The 21,614-nt window shown below is 50.3% G+C and carries 16 protein-coding genes; 13 read left to right on the top strand and 3 right to left on the bottom strand.

Annotated features, from left to right (window positions below; genetic code table 11):
- The first annotated feature begins 13 nt into the window (after positions 1 to 13).
- The gene (locus P2W70_RS10305; protein ID WP_276481367.1) at positions 14 to 1,873 is read left to right on the top strand and encodes a tetratricopeptide repeat protein; all 1,860 of its coding nucleotides are present in this window, start codon (positions 14 to 16) and stop codon (positions 1,871 to 1,873) included.
- Here P2W70_RS10305 and P2W70_RS10300 read toward each other — a convergent pair.
- From P2W70_RS10300 to P2W70_RS10290, 3 genes are read right to left on the bottom strand one after another with little or no spacing between them, the layout of a single operon-like run.
- Positions 1,870 to 2,259: a hypothetical protein gene (locus tag P2W70_RS10300; protein ID WP_276481366.1), complete on the bottom strand. Its 390-nt coding sequence runs from the start codon at positions 2,257 to 2,259 to the stop codon at positions 1,870 to 1,872. The genes P2W70_RS10305 and P2W70_RS10300 overlap by 4 nt on opposite strands.
- Positions 2,256 to 2,984, bottom strand: coding sequence for a LytR/AlgR family response regulator transcription factor (locus P2W70_RS10295; RefSeq protein WP_276481365.1), 729 nt, complete (start codon positions 2,982 to 2,984; stop codon positions 2,256 to 2,258). The genes P2W70_RS10300 and P2W70_RS10295 overlap by 4 nt, the downstream gene beginning before the upstream one ends.
- Positions 2,981 to 4,492 carry a sensor histidine kinase gene (locus tag P2W70_RS10290; RefSeq protein WP_276481364.1) on the bottom strand — a complete coding sequence of 504 codons (1,512 nt, stop codon included), beginning with the start codon at positions 4,490 to 4,492 and terminating at the stop codon, positions 2,981 to 2,983. The genes P2W70_RS10295 and P2W70_RS10290 overlap by 4 nt, the downstream gene beginning before the upstream one ends.
- Positions 4,493 to 4,738: 246 nt before the next feature.
- Here P2W70_RS10290 and P2W70_RS10285 point away from each other — a divergent pair, with 246 nt between their 5' ends.
- The 12 genes from P2W70_RS10285 to P2W70_RS10230 all read left to right on the top strand — a co-directional run bounded on the left by P2W70_RS10285 (position 4,739) and on the right by P2W70_RS10230 (position 21,613).
- A complete protein-coding gene (locus P2W70_RS10285) occupies positions 4,739 to 5,644 on the top strand; it encodes an ABC transporter ATP-binding protein (protein ID WP_276481363.1) in 906 nt (301 codons plus the stop codon).
- Positions 5,638 to 9,171: a M1 family aminopeptidase gene (locus tag P2W70_RS10280; protein WP_276481362.1), complete on the top strand. Its 3,534-nt coding sequence runs from the start codon at positions 5,638 to 5,640 to the stop codon at positions 9,169 to 9,171. The genes P2W70_RS10285 and P2W70_RS10280 overlap by 7 nt, the downstream gene beginning before the upstream one ends.
- A 500-nt stretch (positions 9,172 to 9,671) precedes the next feature.
- Positions 9,672 to 10,457, top strand: a complete 786-nt coding sequence (locus tag P2W70_RS10275) for a polysaccharide biosynthesis/export family protein (protein WP_276481361.1) — start codon at positions 9,672 to 9,674, stop codon at positions 10,455 to 10,457.
- A gap of 6 nt (positions 10,458 to 10,463) precedes the next feature.
- Positions 10,464 to 12,848 (top strand): GumC family protein, encoded by a 2,385-nt coding sequence (locus P2W70_RS10270; protein WP_276481360.1) that lies wholly within the window; start codon positions 10,464 to 10,466, stop codon positions 12,846 to 12,848.
- Positions 12,849 to 12,898: 50 nt separating this feature from the next.
- Positions 12,899 to 14,317: a lipopolysaccharide biosynthesis protein gene (locus tag P2W70_RS10265; RefSeq protein WP_276481359.1), complete on the top strand. Its 1,419-nt coding sequence runs from the start codon at positions 12,899 to 12,901 to the stop codon at positions 14,315 to 14,317.
- A gap of 4 nt (positions 14,318 to 14,321) precedes the next feature.
- The gene (locus tag P2W70_RS10260; protein ID WP_276481358.1) at positions 14,322 to 15,416 is read left to right on the top strand and encodes a nitroreductase family protein; all 1,095 of its coding nucleotides are present in this window, start codon (positions 14,322 to 14,324) and stop codon (positions 15,414 to 15,416) included.
- Between the two features lie 20 nt (positions 15,417 to 15,436).
- Entirely contained in the window at positions 15,437 to 16,570 is a 1,134-nt protein-coding gene (locus tag P2W70_RS10255; RefSeq protein WP_276481357.1) for a polysaccharide pyruvyl transferase family protein, read from the top strand.
- Entirely contained in the window at positions 16,570 to 17,445 is an 876-nt protein-coding gene (locus P2W70_RS10250; RefSeq protein WP_276481356.1) for a glycosyltransferase, read from the top strand. Before P2W70_RS10255 ends, P2W70_RS10250 begins: the two co-directional genes overlap by 1 nt.
- A gap of 6 nt (positions 17,446 to 17,451) precedes the next feature.
- Entirely contained in the window at positions 17,452 to 18,765 is a 1,314-nt protein-coding gene (locus P2W70_RS10245; RefSeq protein WP_276481355.1) for a hypothetical protein, read from the top strand.
- Between the two features lie 18 nt (positions 18,766 to 18,783).
- Positions 18,784 to 20,007 (top strand): glycosyltransferase family 4 protein, encoded by a 1,224-nt coding sequence (locus tag P2W70_RS10240; RefSeq protein ID WP_276481354.1) that lies wholly within the window; start codon positions 18,784 to 18,786, stop codon positions 20,005 to 20,007.
- On the top strand, positions 20,004 to 20,534 hold the full coding sequence (locus P2W70_RS10235; RefSeq protein ID WP_276481353.1) for an acyltransferase: 531 nt from the start codon (positions 20,004 to 20,006) through the stop codon (positions 20,532 to 20,534). Before P2W70_RS10240 ends, P2W70_RS10235 begins: the two co-directional genes overlap by 4 nt.
- An 8-nt stretch (positions 20,535 to 20,542) precedes the next feature.
- Positions 20,543 to 21,613 (top strand): glycosyltransferase family 4 protein, encoded by a 1,071-nt coding sequence (locus P2W70_RS10230; protein WP_276481352.1) that lies wholly within the window; start codon positions 20,543 to 20,545, stop codon positions 21,611 to 21,613.
- Position 21,614: the final 1 nt, after the last annotated feature.

Genomic DNA, 21,614 nt, shown 5'->3' with positions numbered 1-21,614 from the left:
ACACCTGAAACGCATGCTAAGAAAACGATCGTTCATCACCGCGCTCATCCTGACTTGCCATTCTTTTACTCCCCTGCTGGCTCAAAACAATGCTACCGCACAAACTGCCTTAAACCAGTTGATGGAAGGCAATTTCTTCCTGGCGCAGCAAACAGCCAACACCGTGATTGCCGCCGACGCCAACCAGGCCCTCGCCTATGCCGTCCGTGCCAGCGGTGCCATGTTCGAAAACAAAATGCCCTCCGCCCAGGCCGACCTGGAAAAGGCGCTCAAATTACAACCCACCAATGGTACGCTGGTAGCCCTGCAGGCCGACTACTACCGGATCAGCGGCAATAGCACAGCAGCCCGCACGACCGCAGAGAAAGCCATTGGAATGTTGCGCAATGCACAGTCTTCTTTCGATTACTACGCCCGTGGACTGGCTTATTCAGCCCTGGATAAATCGAAAGAATCGCTGGCAGATTACAGTAAATGTATCGAACTGAACCCACGCAATGCCAGGGCCCTCACCAAACGTGGCTTCATCTATTTCAGCCAGCAACAATACGAGCCGGCCATGGCCGACTACAACAAAGCCATCGCCGTCAACCCACGGTATGGAACGCCCTATCACTACCGAGGCAATATTTACCTCAATCAAAACCTGCCGGATAAAGCCATTCCCGACTATACACAATCCATCAACCTCGATCCGACTTTCGCCGACTCCTGGTTCAACCGTGGCGTGTGTTATAAACGTATTGGCAAACCGGAAGAAGCCATCGCCGACTATACCAAGGCCATACAACTCAACCCCAAAGACTGGGAAGCCTACAACAACCGGGGCAATGTATATTACGATCAGAAAAAATACGATGCTGCCCTCAGCGAATACAACAAGTCGGTAGAGGTCAACCCCAAGGCCCCCAATACCTACGTATTGCGCGGCAACACCTACAACGCCAGACAGCAGCCAGAGCAGGCGCTCAGAGAATACAACAAGGCGCTCGACCTGGACCCCAACTTCAAGGACGCTTATATGCAACACGGCTTCGTGCTGTACCGCAATAAACAACTGGATGAAGCTTTGAAAGATTTCAACAAGGTGTTGCAGATCGACCCAAAATCCGCCAATGGCTACCTGTACCTTGCCTTCATACACCACGACAAACAGCATTTCCAGGAAGCACTGAACAACTACAACAAAGCGATCGAGCTCGATGCTAAAAATATGTACGCATACCAGAACCGTGCAGAAGCGTACGATGCGATCGGTAAAAGCAAGGAGGCAGACCTCGACCGCAAGAAATTCGCAGAACTGGGTGGGAATATTACTGCCACCGGCGGCAATACCATGCGCTCACTGTTCCCCCTCGGCACGTTTGACCCGGCCATCGCCAAGGCTGGCCTGGAACGCGGTCTGTCAACCATTCGGGGAAAAGCCTGCACCAAAGTGGATGGGCGCATTTTCGATGCGCAGGGCGTGAAGGTGGTATTGTTTCCCGTTACCCCCTACCTGGAAGAATGGTACGACCTGCGGGAGAAGAAGGAGGGCAAACACACCAACGTATACATGTCGAATGAAGCGAACCAATACCGCATAGAAACGACCGCAGATGCCGATGGCCGCTTTGAATTCAAAGGACTGAAACCCGGCAAATACTTTATCCAGATCATACACAGCTTCAACCAGCTGAAGACCGCTAAAGTATACACCGGAAGCGATACCTACCAAAATGGTCCGGTAAGAACCACCACCAACTATTATTACAACCAGGACTATACGGTTGCCCGCGCCAAACGTCTGGAAAAATTTGTAGAGGTCAAAACCGATGGCGATACACAAAAGATCACGCTCGCCAACGGACTGATCAAGAGCTGCGCCTTCTAGTTCGATCGAGCAGCCTTGCCCCGGAACATCAGGTGCAGGATCACGCAAATAAGGAGAAAATTGAATTCGACGCCATTGCGTCCGCCACCGACCACAAACCATCCTTCTTTAAAATGTACCATAACAATGCCTGTTATGAGCACAAAAAGCGTGATCCAACCTGCGGCCTTTACGTACCTGTCGAGCAGAAAACAAATAGCCGCAGCCACATGCGACAATTTGATGGCCCAGGCGATGGGTAGTCCCAACGGCGCAAAACCAACCTGGTTGAGGTAGAGGTTGCCAAAATCATTGACACCACCGGTAAACATGCCCGGTACACTGTGCGCCAGCAAGGTGATGGCCACCGCAAGGCGCAGGAGGAAAGCATTGTTGAATAGATTCATGATGGCAGGTCTTTGATGAGGTGTTTATAACTTTTCCCGATGGGCAGTTCCTTACCATTGCGCAGGCGGATGGTATTGCCCTCTATATAGTGCACAAATTTTTTGTTGAGTATATAGGATTTATGGATCCGCAGGAAGGAATCGGCCGGTAACTGCTCTTCAAAACTACTCAGCGTTCGGGCCGTCAACAGGAATTTGTCCGCACCCCATACTTTGACATAATTGCCCACGCTTTCCAGGTAATATACCTCATCCAGCTCCAACTGTACTTGTTTCTTATCGGCTTTGATATAGATCCGGGCGGGTTCTGCCGCAGGCAGGTTACTGGTCGCCAGGGATGCCACAGCCGCGGCAGCGGGATGACGCAACGCATGCAGGGACAACGCGCGGTTGGCGGCTTTGAGAAACCGGTCGAAACGGAAAGGCTTGAGCAAATAATCACATACTTCCAGTTCGAAGCTCTCCAGGGCATGTTCTTCATAGGCCGACGTGATGATCACCAAGGGCCGCTGTTGCAGGGAGCGCAGCAAATCGAGCCCGTTGAGACGTGGCATCCGGATATCGAGAAAAATAAGGTCCACCGGTTGCGTATTCAGAAAGGCAATAGCTTCTGTAGCCAGGTAGCACTGGCCCGCCAGTTCCAGGAATGGCAGGTCTTCCATGTACCGGAGGATCACCTGGTGCGCCAACGGCTCATCATCCACGATCAGACAGCGTAGTTTCATACGTGTAACAACTCGAGTGTAGCCTTAAAAGTATGATTTTCCTGTTGGGTGGTAAAACGGTGTTTACCGGGATACAACAGGTCGAGCCGGCGTTGCAGGTTGGCCAGTCCGATCCCTCCCGGCGTAGCGCCTTGCTCTTCTACCGAATTGACACAGGAAAAATACAGTTGTTGGCGGTCCGCCACCAGGTCCATGTGCAGGAAAGAAGGTCCGGTAGCTGGTTCAATACCATGCTTACACGCGTTTTCTACCAGGATGATCAGCAGCAAAGGAGGAATGGGGGGCGCATCCGCCGCCACCTGGTAATTGAACCGTATATCGGGTTGCCGCTTCAACCGCATCTGCTGTAGCTGCAGGTAATCTTCAATATACCTGATCTCTTCCTCCGTCGATACCACGGGCTCCTTGGCCTTGTAGATCACATAGCGCATCAACTCCGACAATTGCAGAATGGTATCCGGTGTTTCTTTGGCCTGCGTGAGGCTGAGGGCATAGAGGTTATTGAGGGTATTGAAAAAGAAATGTGGATTGAGTTGCTGCTGCAACAGGTCCAGTTCGGTCTGCGCTTTTGATTTTTCGAGGGCCAGGATGGTATTGTTTTGCCGTACCCATTGCATGGCTACCACTACCGGAAGGCTGAGGAGCAGGATGAGCACGGCAGCAAATCCATTTTCGAGCCGGAAGGGATCGCTGTTAAACACCATGCCAAGCCGCTTATTGATCGGCAACCAGGCCAGCAGTTGTCCTACGATCGGATAGCTCAGGGCCACAAAGGCGAGTCCGGTCAGGCAATACAGTATCCATCCCTGCGCCTTCAATACCCTGGGCACCAGGATGCGGTTGTTGACATAAAAATAAAAATAACCGCAGGCATACATGAAGAGGAACTGCGCCGTATAACTGATAAAGGTGCCGAAGCGAACAAATACCTGCCGCAGTTTAAAGTCAAACCCGAGCAACAGCCGGTCTGGCAGATCGTATTCCGGATTGCCGATACTTGACACCGCCATGATGGACAACGTTACAGAGATCAATAACATGCTGATCAATAAGGCCTTTTCCAGACTGATGCGTTGAATCCATTTCCATTGACGCAGCCGCTGTTGCCCAACCCTGTTGACGACCAACACCAACTCCAGCACCAGCACACCAATTGCACACGTAATGACCAGGTCTCGCTGGTGCATATACGCCGTGTTCCAATAGGTAAGGCCAAGCAGCAGCGCCGGAAGGTATACGGCAAAACAAAGCAACCACCACCGCCAGTATCGACCAGTAGGCCAGCTGCTTTTCCATTGCTGCTGGAACCAGGAGAAAAAGAGTGCTGGCGCCAGGGCTACCCCCGTCAACAGGAGGTTACTGATGTAATACCCCCACCAACCAGGCTGCAGCCGGGTCATGTCCGACAACCAAACCCAACTGATCAACCCCAGGTACAGGATCGTGGAGGAACGACGGCCCAACCACGCCCCCATCACCGGCATCCAGGGTGCTATCTTTTGCTTCATTGGTTGTAAAAGAACGTTGGTCCTGGCATACCCGGAAAAAATAATGACCAACGTACCGGTTTTGATGATGTATGCCGCCACTCCCCGATATCAGGACCAGCCAGGGGTTTGTCACCACTTACCCGCTCCTGATCACTATTAGTTTTCACGCTGCCACCCCGGTGATAGTTTGCACCTGATTGAACCGGTCATCGGTACCGGGTAGTCATGAAAAACATTGCTTTTATTTAAAACCCTTCTTTTCCCATGATGCATCGTTTACAAATACGGGATCTTTCCAAACGGTACAGCAATGGTGTTCAGGCGCTGAGCCAGGTTTCGCTCGACATCTCCAATGGCCTCTTTGGCCTGCTGGGTCCCAATGGCGCCGGCAAATCGTCCCTGATGCGCACCCTGGCCACCCTGCAAACCGCCGATAGTGGCCAGGTGCAGTTTGATGGTATCGATATTTTTAAAGACCCTTACCAATTGCGTTGCCAGCTCGGCTATCTGCCACAGGATTTTGGGGTGTACCCACGCCTGTCGGCCCAGGAGCTGCTGCACCACCTGGCCGTGCTGAAAGGGATCGACAACAAAGCAGCCCGGCAAGAACAGGTAGCTGCGCTGCTGCAACAGACCAACCTGTACAACGTTCGCCGGCAGGCGGTGAGCACCTTCTCGGGCGGCATGCGCCAACGCTTTGGCATTGCACAGGCCCTGCTGGGCAACCCACAACTAATCATTGTAGATGAACCGACCGCTGGCCTCGATCCGCTGGAGCGCAACCGTTTTCACGACCTGCTGTGCCAGATCGGCGAACAGGTAGTGGTGATCCTATCCACCCATATTGTGGAAGATGTACATGACCTCTGTCCCAATATGGCCATCCTGGCCGGAGGAAGGGTGATCTTACAAGGGAAGCCCGCCGTATTGACGGAAAAACTGGCCGGCAAGGTCTGGCAAAAAGCCATAGCCAGGCAGGAGGTTGCGCGCTACCAGGACAAGCTACCAGTGATCAGCACCCGCATCACCGGTGGACAGCTACAGGTATTGGTGCTTTCAGACAGTCAGCCAGAAACCGGCTTTACCCAATGCCCACCCGATCTTTCGGCAGTATACTTCTCGGCCCTGACGGGTGCTACCGGCACTAAAAAGGAGGTAACGGTATGGTAAAGCACCTGATGCTGTTTGAAAGCAGGTACCACCTCCGGCAGCTGACGTTCATGATCGCCGGTGCTTTGTTTCTCGGATTGGGCATGCTGATCGCGCAGGGTAACTTTGGCAGTGGCGAACTACACAAGAATGCCCCTTATGTGATTAGCTATATCACGTGTATGATCAGCCTCGCAGGTATATTTGTAAGCACGCTGCTCTGTGCCCAGGTGGTATTGCGCGATACTACCTACGATATGAATGCCCTGCTGTTCAGCACCACGCTGCGGCGCCTGCCCTATTTTATCGTTCGCTTAACCGGGTTGTTCGTGGTGGTACTGTTGGTGCTGGCACTGGGTTCCGCAGGCATCTGGCTGGGGACGATGAGCGCAGATACAGCATCCCTGGGGCCTTTTCGCCTGCGGTATTTTATACAGCCACTGCTGGTATTCAGTGTCCCTAACGTATTGCTTTGTTGCAGCATCCTGTTTAGCGTAGCCCTGCTGACCAGGCAGGTGCGGGCCGTGTACATGGCCGGTGTCGGCTTATTCATCCTCTACTTTCTGGGTTCCATCCTGGGCAACTCGCCGCTGATGGCCAATTCATCCCTGAAAACACAAGAAAATCAACTATGGCCTCAACTGCTCGATCCCTTTGCCATCACTTCTTTCTTTGGTCTTACCCGCCACTGGACCGTGGATGAACGCAACCAACAATTGCTGCCACTGGCAGGAGCCCTGCTGCTCAACAGGCTGACCTGGCTGGCCCTGGCCGGTGGTTTATTGTGGTTGACCTATCGCCGGTTTGCCTTCCGGCTACCGGTTGCCACCAGCCGCCGCACCAGGCCCACTACGCCGGATAGCCCCATCCCGCTACCCTATCACCGGGTATCCGTACAGACTACCGGGCGCGGCTACAGCTGGCGGGCCTTTGCTTCGCAGTGGCGGCTCGAGACGAACTCGATCTTCCGGCATATCCCCTTCCTGGTATTGCTGGCCTTATGGGCCTTCCTGACGGCTGTAGACCTCAAGGAAACCATTTTACACGGTCCCTACAATATCCGGTTCTACACCGCCAGCGGGTACATTGTCGAATACCTGCGCCCGATGCGGCCCGCGCTATTGCTGGTAGTGTTTTATGCGGGAGAGCTCATTCACCGCGAACGGGCCACCCGCATGCATGAACTTATTTTTGCCACCCGGGTACCCGACACCGTTTTATGGTGTGCCAAAACAGCGGCACTGGCCAGTCTCATTGCATCCTTGGTCACCGTGAATATACTGACGGGCATTGGCTTTCAATTGGCGCAGGGGTTTCATCCCATCGAATGGAATTTGTATTGCTCGTTGTTCTTGTACAGTGGCTGGCCATTGCTCCTGTATGCCATCTTGATCGGCTTCCTGCAATCCTTGTTCAATAACAAATATGCCGGGATGTTGCTCAGCCTGGCCGTCGTTGGGGTTTTTCTGTTCGGAAACAGGCTCGGGCTGCACAGTTACCTGGTTCGTTATGCCGCCACGCCTTTGCCCGACTATGCCTACATGAGCGGCTGGGGTCATGAAGAAAAAGCCCTATACTATTACCTGCTGTATTGGACAGCCATCGCCGGACTCTTATTGTTGGCCGGCGCAGCCTGTTGGAAGACGAGGAACAAAGGCAGTTTCAGATCCACTTTCCGTCAGCAACAACGGCCCAGGTTTACGTGGAAGTTCATAATGACCGCGCTATGCCTAAGCACCTGCTTAGCCATTGCCATCTTTGTCCGGTATAGCGCCGGCCATCAACCCCTGGTTCGTGAAGCCTTGTACAGTTGGCAGGCATCCTACGAAAAAACATACCGCTCCAGAGTATCCCTGCCCCAACCTTCTATCACCCATGTACAACTCGCCACCGACCTGTACCCCGGTCAGCGGCGGTACACCGTACGCGGCCAATACAGGCTGCGCAATGAGTCGTCACAACCCGTCACCACTGTATGGCTGGGCAACGATGCAGCGGTGACGAGCATCCGCTACACCATCCCCAACGCCCGCCTTGCGGAGCAGGATGATCGCTTTGGACAATCCATCTACCAACTTGGTCAACCGCTGCAGCCCGGCGACTCTATGACCTTGTCATTTACTCAGGAAGTCATACAATCGCCGTTTGTTCCTTTCAACAGTGAACATGCCATTGTAGACAACGGTAGTTATGTGGAATTGGAAAAGTACCTGCCCTACCTGGGCTACCAGGAGCAGTATGAACTGGAAGATGCACCACTACGCAAAAAGCAGGGCTTGCCGCCTCAAACAAAGTTGCCCGCAACAGATAGCGCGTACCACTTCGTCACCATGGATCATGTTATTTCTACAGTGCCCGACCAACAGGTGGTAAGCGTTGGTGCCCTGCAACGGGACTGGACGCAGAATGGCCGGCATTATTTTCATTACCAGTCAGAAAGGCCCATTGCTTTTAAGTTTGCGTTCAGTTCGGCGCGGTATGCTTTGCACCGTGAAAACCACGATGGCGTACAATTGAATATATTGTATCAGCCCGGGCTCGACTATAATATACCCCTGATCGCGCAGGCCATGACAGACGCACTCGACTATGGCAGCAAACAGTGGGGAGCCTATCCATTCCAACAATTGACATTGGCAGCTATTCCCCATTATCCCGGTGCTGCGACGGCTTACCCCGGTGTCTTGTTCAGTACCGAACGCATCAGTTTTATGAGCAACCTGCACGACTCGACACGCTTCAACAGTGTATATGCAGTGACCGCCCACGAAGTAGCCCACCAGTGGTGGGCCAATGTGCTCTCGCCGATGGACGGCCCTGGCAGAGCCGTGCTGACAGAATCGCTGGCGAAGTTTGGAGAGTACATGGCGGTGGAAAAACGGTTTGGTGCCCATTATCTGCGCCGGCTGTTGCAGGCCGATAACAACCTGTATTTCGCGTTGCGGGGCATGGACCATGAACAGGAACAGCCCCTGTACCAGACAGACAAACCTTATGTATACTACCAAAAAGGGGGCATGGTGATGTATGGCATAAAAGAAATGCTGGGGGAAGATACGGTCAATGCAGCATTGCGCGCCTTGATCGCCCAACACGGGTACCCCGCCAGCAAGGGCAGGCCCGATGACCTGTTACAGTTGCTGGTCGCTGGAACAAACCAGCAACAAGCGGCACAGATACAGGAATGGTTTACCGGTACCGCTACCTACGACAACGCGGTAAGAGCTGTGCGGTGCGATTCGCTCACTGGCGGACGTTTCAGGCTTACCATCGAGGTGCAGCACGGGAAAAAGGGCACCGGGAAAAGCGCTCCTTCGGCCGACACACCACCAGACCTGGTGCCAATCGCCCTCTATGCGGCGCCACACATTACCTGGGATGGCAGCACACAACCACTCTACCGGCAGCATTATTGGCTATCCCGCTCCCAGCACACACTGGTGATCGAAGTAGACCGCCGGCCTGCGGTGGTCGCCATCGACCCATTGGGCTATTTACCAGACGAGGACCTGTCAAATAATTATTATTTGTTATCAGACACAGAATAGCGCCACCGGCCCGTTTGCCAAATGCTCCCTCCACACTGTTGCTGCAGTTTGTGGGTGGAGCATTTTAGTATGACTGCCAGGGCCTTTTATTATCCACATAACGTCCATTCCTGATTTAATCATACACTGCTTAAATAATTAAAAATTAAATAGGTACGGTTATAATAAAACGGCATTCATTCCCGTTTAGAGATTTGAAATCCAATATTGGGAACCAAATCGACAACCATGATACACACTTTACCAACTGCTGCCTACCGCCTGACCTACCCGTCAACGTATCCACCAGGACAGTTGGTAACGTCCTGATCTTACCAACCGGCACCAACCGGTATTTCCCTTGCACCAGGTTATCACCAACAGGATTCTCACGATTGTTTGCCATACTTTATTAAGCTTTTGTTACGAGCCCCAGGGGCAATGACAACAGCATCAGAAAAACCATTCATCAAATCTAATATCGGATAAAACCTATGCGCCGGTTTAGTCAAACCTATCTTTTGATCATCTTCGTGTCGGGTCTTGTGCTGGCGATGTCGTCGTGCACGATGAACAAAAAAATCACTTACTTCAAGGATATCCCCGATTCACTGTACCTGGCTGCCCTGCAATTGCCCAGCCTGCAATATTCCGATCCTGCCATTCAACCCAACGATCTGCTGCAGGTTTCGATTCTTACCCTCGACCCACAAGTAAACACACTGCTCGCAGTAGGAAATAATTCAACCTATTCCGTTCAACCTGGCTCTTCCAACTCCCCCGGCTCTCCAACGGCAGTAACGGGATTCCTGGTCGACCGGGAAGGCATGATCGAGTTGCCCATCGTTGGAAAAGTAAAGGTCTCTGGTTTATCGACCTCTATTGCCCGCGATTCGATACATGCGCGCGTAGCGCTATATTATAACAACCCGGTCATCAATGTGCGGTTTGCCAACTTCAGCATTACCGTCCTCGGTGAAGTAGCACGACCAGCCACGTATATCGTTCCCAATGAAAAGGTCAGCATCCTCGACGCGATCGGTATGGCCGGCGACCTCACCATTTATGGGAGACGGGAGAATATACTGCTGGTGCGGGATTCACTCGGACAAAAACAAACCATCCGTTTCAACCTGAACTCGGCTGAAACCTTTGTTTCGCCATACTTCTACCTCAGACAAGGTGATATGGTGTATGTAGAACCCAACAAATCGAAGATCGCGTCTACCGACGCGGTCAGAACACGGAATATCTCTTTGATCGCAACCGGCCTTTCCTTACTAATCGTAATCATATCAAGACTATAGAAGCTTATGCAGACTTACACTTTCAATGATAACAATGAACCAGACGAAAGTTCGAGCCTCCTTAAGAGCATTGGCGCCAAATTCTTCACCCTTTGGCCCTGGCTGATCGTTTCTGCAGCCATCTGTATTTCCGTGGCCTACGTATATTTCCGCCTGGCCACGCCCGAATACATGGCTCATGCAACGTTGCTGGTCCAGGATGACAAAAAAGGCACCAATTTCGGAGAAGCAGAAGTACTGCAGGATTTCGGCATGCTGATGGGCAAAAGCAACGTGGACAATGAAGCTGAGGTGCTTAAAAGCCGTACGATCATTGAAGATGTGGTTAAAAAGTACCAATTGTGTGTACGCTATTCGGCCTCCGGTAAAGTAAAAACATCGGACATCTACAACGAACGTCCTGTCAATTTCACGTTTGTACATCCGCCGGCCGACTCACTGACGAAGGGCAACGAGTACCTGCTGACCTTTGATCAACACAATATTGCCAATTTCGAGATCATTAGCGGCGAACAAAAATACAACGGACACCTGGGAGATACGCTGAAGCTGAAAGAAGGTTATGTCCTGATCAGCGCGGCACCAGGCATCTCCAAATGGCCTATCGACAAACCGGTAACCATCTCCATCAGTCCATTTGATGACGCCGTACAACGTTACAAAGGCGCCTTAAAAGTAGAGATCCCCAACAAACAGGTTAGCGTGATCTACCTGACGCTAAACGAAACCTTGCCCGACAAAGGAGAAGAGATCCTGAACGCCATCGTCAGCACCTATATTCAGCAAAGTGTCAACGATAAAAGCCGCATCGCCGACAGCACCATGAAATTCATCGACACCAGGCTGAAGCTGGTATCGGGTGAGTTGACCGGCATAGAAAAAGACATTGAAGGTTTTAAAACAGCCAACCGACTGACCAATATCAGCGAACACGCCAAATTATTACTGGAAAATACGAGCGATTACGCCAAACAACAGACAGAACAGGAAGTACAGTTATCGGTGGTTAAATCGCTGGAAGAGTTTCTCAAAAGCAACCAGAACACCCGCCAGGTTGTTCCCTCCTCGCTCGTCATGCAGGATCCCAGCTTTATAGCCCTTATTCAACGCTATAATGAAATGCAGTTACAGCGCGATAAAATGAAAATGAGCTTCACCGAAAGCCATCCTTCGATCATCAGCGTAGATGAGCAATTAAAGAACCTGCGGCTGGAACTGCTGAGCAGCATCGGTTCCATCAGAAAAGGAATCGAAGTAGGTATCGCTGAACTGAATAAACGCACCAGTAACTTCGAAGGCCAGATCAGCAAGGTACCAGCCAAGGAACGTATCTTCCTCGACTTCTCCCGTCAACAAGCTATTAAACAGGAGCTCTACCTGTTCTTGTTGAAGAAACGCGAAGAGTCGGCCATTTCCAAATCATCAACCATTGCTAATTCGCGCATTATCGACCCGGCCAAGTCCGAGCCTGCTCCTTTTAAACCCAAGAAAAATATCATCCTGATAGCTGGTTTTGCGATCGGTCTGATCCTGCCGTTTGGCATCAGCTTCCTGCTCGACATGCTGAACAGAAAAGTGACGACCATTGAAGACATCACCAAGATCACCCGACTTCCTATCCTGGCAGAAATAGGCCACAACAAAAACCAGGAAGTAATAGCGGTAACGGAAAAAACAAGAAGTCATATTGCTGAGCAATTCCGATCGCTCCGCACCAATATCCAATACCTGCTTACCGAATACAAAAGCAAGACGATCCTGATCACCTCCAGCATGAGTGGCGAAGGGAAATCATTCCTGTCCATCAACCTGTCGGCCGCCCTGGCGCTCACCGGCAAAAAAGTGGTGCTGCTGGAAATGGACTTGCGCAAACCCAAGATCTCCGAGAACCTGAACCTGACCAAACAAGGGTTTACCAATTTTGTACTCGCCGCCGATGACGACTGGCAATCCTGGATCCAGCCTTCCGGTATCAGTGAAAATTTCGATGTACTGGCCTCCGGTCCGCTGCCCCCCAACCCGACCGAACTGCTGCTGCTCGCAAAAACCAACAAGCTGTTCCAGGACCTGAAAAATCACTATGATTATATCATCATCGATACCTCTCCGGTAGGAATCGTTACCGACGCCGAGATCATGGCGACCTATGCAGATGCCACCTTCTATGTAGTAAGGCACCAGCATACGTTCAAACAGCAGATACATTTAATTGAAAAAATTAACGGTAAAAAGATATTCCCCAAGCTCAATATCATCGTTAATGATGTAGCGCACAAAAAAATGGGTTACGGCTACGGATACGGCTATGGCTACGGATATGGTTACGGCTATGGCCTGGAAAATGGCAAAAAGAAGAAGAAAGGATTCAAAAAAACAGCGCAAGAAGCATGACAGATATTTCGTTAAAGACGTCCGCTAAGGGGTCCGACAAAAAACAGGTCATGTCGGGAATGGTATGGAATGCCATTCAGATGGTCGTGAGCCAGGGTTTTACCCTGCTGATAAGAATGGTGCTGGCCAAACTGTTGTTTCCCGAACAGTTTGGTATCGTGGGCATGGCCCTCGTATTCACCAACCTCGTGCAGATGTTCAACGACATCGGTATCGGCGCAGCACTGGTACAAAAGAAAGAAGAAGAGCTTACGGAAAACCACTACCACACCGCATTCTGGACCGGCGTCATATGGTCGGTAGCATTATACCTGATCATGGCTTTTTTGCTGGGCCCGTTTGCAGCCCATTTTTATGAGCAACCGATCCTCGCCTCCATTATTCCGATCATCAGCATCGGGATCCTGTCGAGCCCGGTGAACCTGGTTCAGCAGGCTATGCTGACCAAAAAGATGAACTTCAAGCGGATCGCGGTCATCAACAATTACGCGACGATCTTTTCAGGCGTATTGTCGCTGGCACTGGCCTTTCTCGGTGCAGGTATCTGGGCACTGGTGTTCAACGCAGTGGCATCTTTCGTGATCACCATGCCGATGTTCTTCCGGGCTACCGGCTGGCGTCCCAAAATGGTGTGGAACAAACAGGCGTTTAAAGAGATCTTCGGATTTGGCGCTTATACCACCGGCACCAACGTAGTCAGCTACCTCATGAACAATGTGGATTACTTCCTCATTGGTAAATTGCTGAGCGCTGTACCACTGGGTATCTATACACTGGCATTTGTACTGACCGATACTTTCAGGGGCAAATTAATGGCGGTGATCAACAACGTCATGTATCCCCTGTACAGCAAAAAACAGGACGATCCGGCTTCTGTCAAAAAATATTACCTGAAGGTGATCGAATACAATAGCCTGGTGGTGTATCCCATCATGCTTTTCTTCATGGTATACGGAGAGTCATTCATCCTGAATTTCTTCGGGGAAAAATGGACAGATACCATCGTGCCACTGAAAATCCTTTCAGGATCAGTGATGTTGCACATGCTGGTCAACAGCAACACAGTATTGATCCGGGGACTGGGTAAAGCAGGCCTCGAGATGAAATTACAGCTGTTCAAAGCATGCATTTTCATCCCTACCCTTTCTATCGGCATTTATTACTACGGTATCGTTGGCGCAGCCTGGGCGGTGTTGATCAATAAGTTCATTGCAGTGCTCATTGCACAGTATACATTCAACTACCTGTTGAATATAAAAATGAAGGTGGGTGAGTTCCTGTCGTGCGTCAAAGTGCCGTTCATCGCCACCTTCGTGGCTTTGGCGATCTCGCTTAGCCTGTACAAATTCCAGCTGCACTATATCTGGGGCGGCCTGGTCATAGCAGCATCGTATGGCACAACCGTGTGGACGATGATGAAAGACGATATCGTTAAACAATTAAAAGATCTGAAGAAACTTAAAAAATAACCCCATGAATCTCAAAAGCAATCCGACACTTAAAAAGATAGCCAGGAGATTAAGGCCGCGGAATGAGAAGGTCATTCAAAAGCAACTGTCAAAGTTGTGTTACCGGTCGAGGTTACTCTCCAGTGTATATTATTTCTTGTTCGACAGGTCTTTTTCCCGCGAATACCAGGCGGTACTGGCAGGAAAAGTGAAACACCTGAAAGAAGCAGAGCGGATCAAAGCCAACTACTTCCTGCTGGTGCGTAATACCCATCGGATCGAGAAAGGATTGCTCATGCGCCCCAAAAGAAATGTCTTTGCGAAAGACTATATCGCAGAGACCGTCGATAGCTTTGAAGGTGTGTGGAAAAACCAGCAGGATCGCAATAACCCGCAGATCAAATGGTTTACCGATGTGCTGACCGAATATTTCGCCGGCGCTTCCAGCGACCCCGAAGTAGCTAAATCAGCCAACCGCTTCCACAAGATCATTGGCACCACCACCGACGCAACCGGATCAGCTACAGACTGCAAAGCCATTCCCTACGTGAGGCTCGACCAGGATAAAAGCAATATCAGCTATGATGAGCTGTATAAACTTTCGCGTCAGCGGAGATCCGTCAGGTGGTTCCTGGACAAACAGGTACCACGTGAGCTGATCGATAAGGCGATCCTGGTGGCCAACCAATCACCCAGCGCCTGTAACCGCCAGCCTTTCGAATTCCGCGTATTCGACAATCCGGAAATGGTGAAGGAAGTGGCCAAGCTGCCCATGGGTACCAAGGGCTACGAACACTCCATCCAGACCATGATCGTGATCGTAGGCAACCTGGATGCTTATTATGACGAGCGCGACCGCCACGTTATTTACATCGATGCCTCACTCGCTTCCATGTCGTTGATGCTGGCACTCGAAACACTCGGACTGAGTAGTTGCGCGATCAACTGGCCCGATCTGGAACCCCGTGAACGGAAGATGGAAAAATTCCTGGCACTCAATAAACACCAGCGCCCCATCATGTGCCTCGGCATAGGCTATCCAGATCCTGAAGGCATGGTGGCTTTCTCGGAAAAAAGACCCTTACACCAGATCAGGAGCTTCAATCACACAGACAAATAATCGCTAAAAAATTCAAAACTATGAAAATACAGATCGACGGAGTAGGTACCCACAACAAAGGTGCGGAACTCATGTTAAGAGCCATTCTTCAACACTTCGAACCCCACAATGCTACGATTTCTGTCGGCAAAGGAAACATCAAGCCACAGGAATATGCAGCCCTTAACCTGGTTAAGAATCCCCAGCCTCCTGTTAAGGATCAGTTACTGTATTTATTGCTCGGCTACGCCAGCCCGGCCGTAAAGAAATGTAAAGTGGGTCTGCTGATCGACAGCAGCGGCTTCAAGTATGGTGATTTCTGGGATAATTCCCGCAGCTGGGGCGCCAACTTCAAAGAATCTGTTTACCTGCGTTTCTTCAAAAAGCTGGGTACCAGGATCATCTTCCTGCCACAGGCTTTTGGCCCCTTCAGCACACCAAAATCAAAATACCGCATCCGCAATATCGTTCGCAATGCCGACCTGGTATTCTACCGTGATATGTCATCCAAAGAATTCCTGGAAGCAGCTATCAAGCCAGGCTCGCTGCGTGAAAAGATGCAATTTGCCCCCGACTTCACCGCTTCTTTCTCGCAGGGAAAAGAACGCAAGGAAACCTCTAACTCCTTCAAAAGAGTAGGTATCATTCCCAACTGCAAGATGCTGGAAAGCGACACGTTCAAATCCATGGAGGTATACATCGACTTCCTGAATAAACTGGTGGCTCACTATCAGCAGCAGGGTCTGCATGTATCACTGATCAACCATACCGGATCGGAAGACCAGGAAGTGATCAAACAACTGTATCAATCACTGCCCAATACGTCCAACGTGTCACTGGTATCGAACGACAATGCGCTGGCATTGAAAGACGACGTGGGTGCTTGTGATTTCATTGTGGCTTCGAGGTTCCATGGCGTCATCAATGCCCTGTCGCAGGCTATTCCTACCATCTGCCTCGGCTGGAGCCATAAGTACCAACGTATCATGGAGGATTACAACGTATTTGATTACTACGTACAACTCGATACGAACGAAAAGATGCTGGAGAACATCAAAAGATTGTCTACCGAAGCGGAGCTGAAGAGTGCCAAGGGAAGAATAGAAAGCCGCCGGTCACATTGGTTCACGCAGATCGCCAATATGTGGAGCACCGTCGATAAATCACTGAATTAATGCCAACTGTAAGCATCTATATCACTACCAAGAACAGGCCTCAATTGCTGGAGCGGGCGATCCTTTCGGTCGTCCGCCAGAGCTACCAGGACATTGAAGTGCTGGTGGTGGATGATGGGTCCGATTGCGACAACCAAAGTATCATCGACCGGGTACAACAACAAACCAACGTACCTGTGAGGTATTTCCGGAATGAGGTGTCAAAAGGAGCCTGCTACTCCCGCAACCTGGCGATCGATGCAGCCAAGGGGCAATTTGTAACCGGGTTGGATGACGATGATGAGTTTGTCGTGAACCGCATCGAGGTATTGCTGAAGTCATATGATAATAAGTATGCTTTCGTAGCAGCCAACGACAACCTGATCCTGGTAAACGGTAAAATCACACATACCCAAAGGCTACGCCTGATAAAGGCGGATACCTTGCTCGACGCAGGCGAGAACCTGATCGGCAACCAGGTATTCACAGAAAAAGCACGCTGGCAGGCCATCGGCGGGTTCGACGTGCAATTTCCGGCCTTCCAGGATTTCGATACCTTCTATCGCCTGATCAGGCAATTTGGTCCGGGACTGATTATTCCCGACAGGTTGCAGAATATTTACCGTAACGACACCGTGATCAAGATCACGACGTTAAAAAACCAACTGAAAGGGCTGTCCAGCTTTTACAAAAAACACAAAGCCGACATGAATAGCCGGCAGCGCAAACGCTTTATCCTGCGGTATCGCCTTATAAAAGCCAAACTGCTGGGCGCTAAAGGCAGTAAGGTGAGTATGCTGGATATCGTTTTCTGTTCAGGTTTGCATTCACTGAAGGCTAACCTGATCATGTACATAAAAAGCTACCTGAAACCACCAAAACCGGCCCTCCAATAACTACTTATGTCCAGCAATACGCTAGATTTCAGAACCCGCCTGGTGTGCCTCCTGCCCACCATCGCCATTGTGTTCAATTGCCTGCTGAGCTTTTTTCCCAGGCAGTCGGGCCTGGCCGTGGTTAAAGGTGGCCTGTTCATCGTGTTGCTGGTATACCTGTATCTGGGCAAATTCCCCAAGGCATTCAACCGCTTCGCCATCTTTTTCCTGTTGGTCCTGTATTGGTTCCTGCTTATACCACTGAGCACGGGTCAAACTCGATCATTCGAGTACATACTGAAAAATGGTATCGCGATCCTGATGTTGCCGCTTGGTTACTGCTATATCAATACGCCCGAGAAGATCAGCCGGTTTATCTACACACAGCTTAACCTGTTGATCATCTTTGTCGTTTTCGCTATCCTGTCCAATATCTTCAAATGGGGGGTAAATCAGTATGGAGGCAGCGCCGGGGTGCGTGTAGGACTGTATGATGCGCAATTATATTGTCCGGCTTCGGTACTGGCGCTTACTGTGTTCATTTTTCAGACCCACAAGCTGGATAAAATAAAAACGTATGCTATCTATGTAGTAGGCGTTTTGGCCTTTGCCTTTCTAATGTTGTCATTGCGACGCACCACCCTGCTGATCTCATTTGCAGGGATCGCGTTGTTCTTCACCCTGCGCGGAAAGATCAACAAACTCATTTCACTGGTCATCAGCATCGCTTTTGTACTGGTACTCACCTTCCCGATCTATGGTGATTACCTGATCGAGCGTATCCAGATGAGAAGTAACGTATTCTCGTCAGACTATGAAATGACGGATGAACTGCGTTACCAGGAGCTGTTTTTCGTTCTCAAAGACCTGGCCGACAATTTCTCCGTAACCACTTTGCTGTTCGGTAAAGAAATATTCAATTCTCCCGGGCACTACGGATTCACCGACGGCTTCTTGTCCATCCGGCAACTACACGTGGATTACACGATGCTGTTTCATGGTACGGGACTTTTCGGGCTCGTCCTTTACCTGGGTCTGTTTTTGCATATCGTTGTGTTGTTTAACAGAAGGTTCAAAAAATTCCGGAAGATCTTTCCATCCTTCTCCAAAGACGTCAAAGCGCTTTTTTATACGGCTGTTTGCCTGCTCCTGATGATCCACTTCTCAGGACAGATGGAAGAGCTCAGTTTCCGATCGGTATTACTACTGACAGCCGGGGCTTGCCTGGGTGTGTTGTACAACGTGACAGGCAGGGCTGTACCTGTACAGCGAAGTGAAGCAGCTACCGGCGAACCGGATATTGCCCCTAATGATGCTATCAAAAGATTACAGTTCATCTAGTGTAAACAATCAGTAACCATGGCAAACATTCTTTACTCAGCGTATTTCTGTAACCCCCGCGAAAGCTCGGAATCCTATACCGCCGTGAAGTGGCTGGATATCCTCCTGAAAGAACACAATGTAACACTACTCACCAATAAAAGCTCCGAGCTGGGATTACTGGAATATTACCAAACCATGCCGGCGAACCTGAAGATTATTGGTTTTGACATTCCCGAATGGCTGGAGAAGAAAAGGAATATCCAGTTGCACCTGGGCTATTTCAGCTTCAACAAACAAAGTTATCGTTATCTTAAAGCACATAAAGACCTGGTAAACTGGACGGATGTGATGTTACGAAAAACACCTTCCAGCTTCCGTTACTACTCTTCCCTCTCCAGAATACCACGCCCCCTGGTCGTGGGACCACTGGGAGGTGGTTTACAGGTACCACCTGAATTGAAATCCTATTTCAAAAAGGAATCGCTACTCAATAAACTGCGTCAGTTGGATTCCTTTCTGCTGAAGTTTCCGCCTTTCCGGTCACAGCTGAAAAAAGCAGATAAAATACTGATCACCCTCGACTACCTGCGCGACATTCTGCCGCAACAATATGTTCCGAAGATGGTCACCCTGTTCGATACAGGCATCGATACGTCGAACCGTACGCCAGTCGGGAAACCAGCACACAAAAAAACAGTCAACATACTATACGTCGGCAAACTGATCCGGTACAAAGGAGCAGAATTACTGATCAAGGGCATTGCCCCTTTGAAAGACAAATATGATTTCCACCTGCATGTGGTTGGAGATGGCGTTGAAAGAGAATCGCTGAAACAACTAACCCGCAACAGCAACCTCGGTTCGGTGGTCACTTTTCACGGCAACCTCGACCGGCAACAGGTGTTCGATTTCTTCCAAAAGGCAGATATCTTCTGCGCGCCATCGTTAACGGAAGCCAGCGGCAATGCCCTCCTGGAAGCCATGCTGTATTCGCTCCCGATCGTCACCATCGACAACGGAGGTCCTAAATACATGTGCCCCGACAACGGTGCCGTAAAGATCAGGATCCAGGATGAGAACGGCATCGTGCGGGAGATAACCGATGGGCTGACCGACCTCATCAACCACCCCGAAAAAAGAGTGGACATGGGTATGGCCAATTTCGATTTTCTGCAGCAGAACTTTTCCTGGCAGGTACTGGAAAAAAAGATCAACAATTTCTTCCATCAATACAATGGTCCAACAATTAATGTACGATGATAGACAAAGTAGCAGCCTTGTTGCGTTTTATAATGGTAAAGCTGGCTAAGCGGGGTGTGCAACTCCCCCGGGTATCGTATATAGGACGCCACACGTTGATCCAGGGTAAAAATGGCGGTACGATCAGTGCCCGGGGTAAGATCAGGCTGGACCATGACACCGAGTTGGTCTCCCTCGGAAGTATCACACTGGGTGAGAACTTTGTCATGAACGGCTATTCACGCATTGTGGCGCACCAGCGTATCGAAATCGGTAACAATGTCGTGATCGCCCGGTTTGTAAGTATACTCGACCATGATCACGCTTTTGAAAAGAATGCCTCGGATGGCAGCCTCGTCTTCGACGGATACAATATGGCGCCTATCAGGATCGGCAACAATGTATGGCTGGGTGACAAAGTGAGTATCCTGAAGGGGGTGACCATCGGAGACAATGTCATCATTGGCGCCAATGCCGTTGTAACGAAAGATATTCCATCCAACACGATCGCCGGCGGTATACCGGCAAAAGTGATCAAACACTTATAACAGAACCGATGAATAACGAGCGTACCTTGCGGATTTTAATGACTGGCCCGGAAAATGACCCTTCCATTTCTCTGGGCGGCATCGTGACGGTTGTGAATATGATACTCAATAACAGCCGCCAGGAGATACAGTACTTCAACCGGGACATGGGCGATAAGAACAAGGCGGTCACGCTATTCAAAAAGCTATCCGGCTTTCGGAAACAACTGAATCAAACCAGGTTCGACCTTATCCATTTCCATTTCTCCTTCGACCGGAAATCACTGGTCAGGGAGGCCCTGTACCTGTATATTGCCCGGCAGAAAAAGCAACGCATCATCGTTCACCTGCATGGCGGCGTGCTGTTGTTCCAAAAGAAGCAATCCAGGCTTACCGATTGGATACTCAAAACGGCAGACAATATCATTGTGCTCAGTGAGCTGGAAAAGGAGTCGCTGACAACACTCTATAATGTCCCGGCCACCAAAGTACTGGTGTTACGGAACTGTATAGACCTTAAAGAAATACCCCGCTTCGCAGACGAACAAACGAGTCAGAATAAATTGATCTTTTTTGGCAGGTTGCACGAAAGCAAAGGCATTGAAGACATTGTAGATGCCTGCGGTCAACTGAAAGAACAATCCCCCGACTTCCACTTCGACGCCTACGGCAGCGGGCCACAACAACAATGGTTCGTCTCGTCGATGGAGTCAGTACTCGCCGATCGTTTCAATTACGGTGGCCTGGTATGGGGAGAAAAAAAATGGCAGGCGCTGCAAAGTTCAGATATCTTTCTGCTGCCCTCCCGCTATGGCGAAGGCTTACCCATGGCATTGCTGGAAGCCATGGCGCTGGGAAAAGTTGTGATCGCTTCAGACGATGCCTCTATTTCAAAAGTGGTGCAGAACGGTGTCAATGGTATCCTGGTGCCTAAAAAAGCACCCGCATCGCTCGCACAAAAGATCGCCAGTCTGCTCGCCGATAAACAGAAACAAAAAGAATTGGGACAACAGGCTAAGTTGACGATAGAAAGGGAGTACTCGTCCGACTACTACATCCAATCACTATCGTCTGTATACACACAAATGCTGAATAACTGAT

The sequence above is a fragment of the Paraflavitalea pollutisoli genome (assembly GCF_029360705.1).
GTDB classification, from domain to species: Bacteria; Bacteroidota; Bacteroidia; order Chitinophagales; family Chitinophagaceae; genus Paraflavitalea; species Paraflavitalea pollutisoli.
The sequence above is the reverse complement of the archived record's forward strand: the minus strand, read 5'-3'. Positions and strand labels throughout refer to the sequence as shown.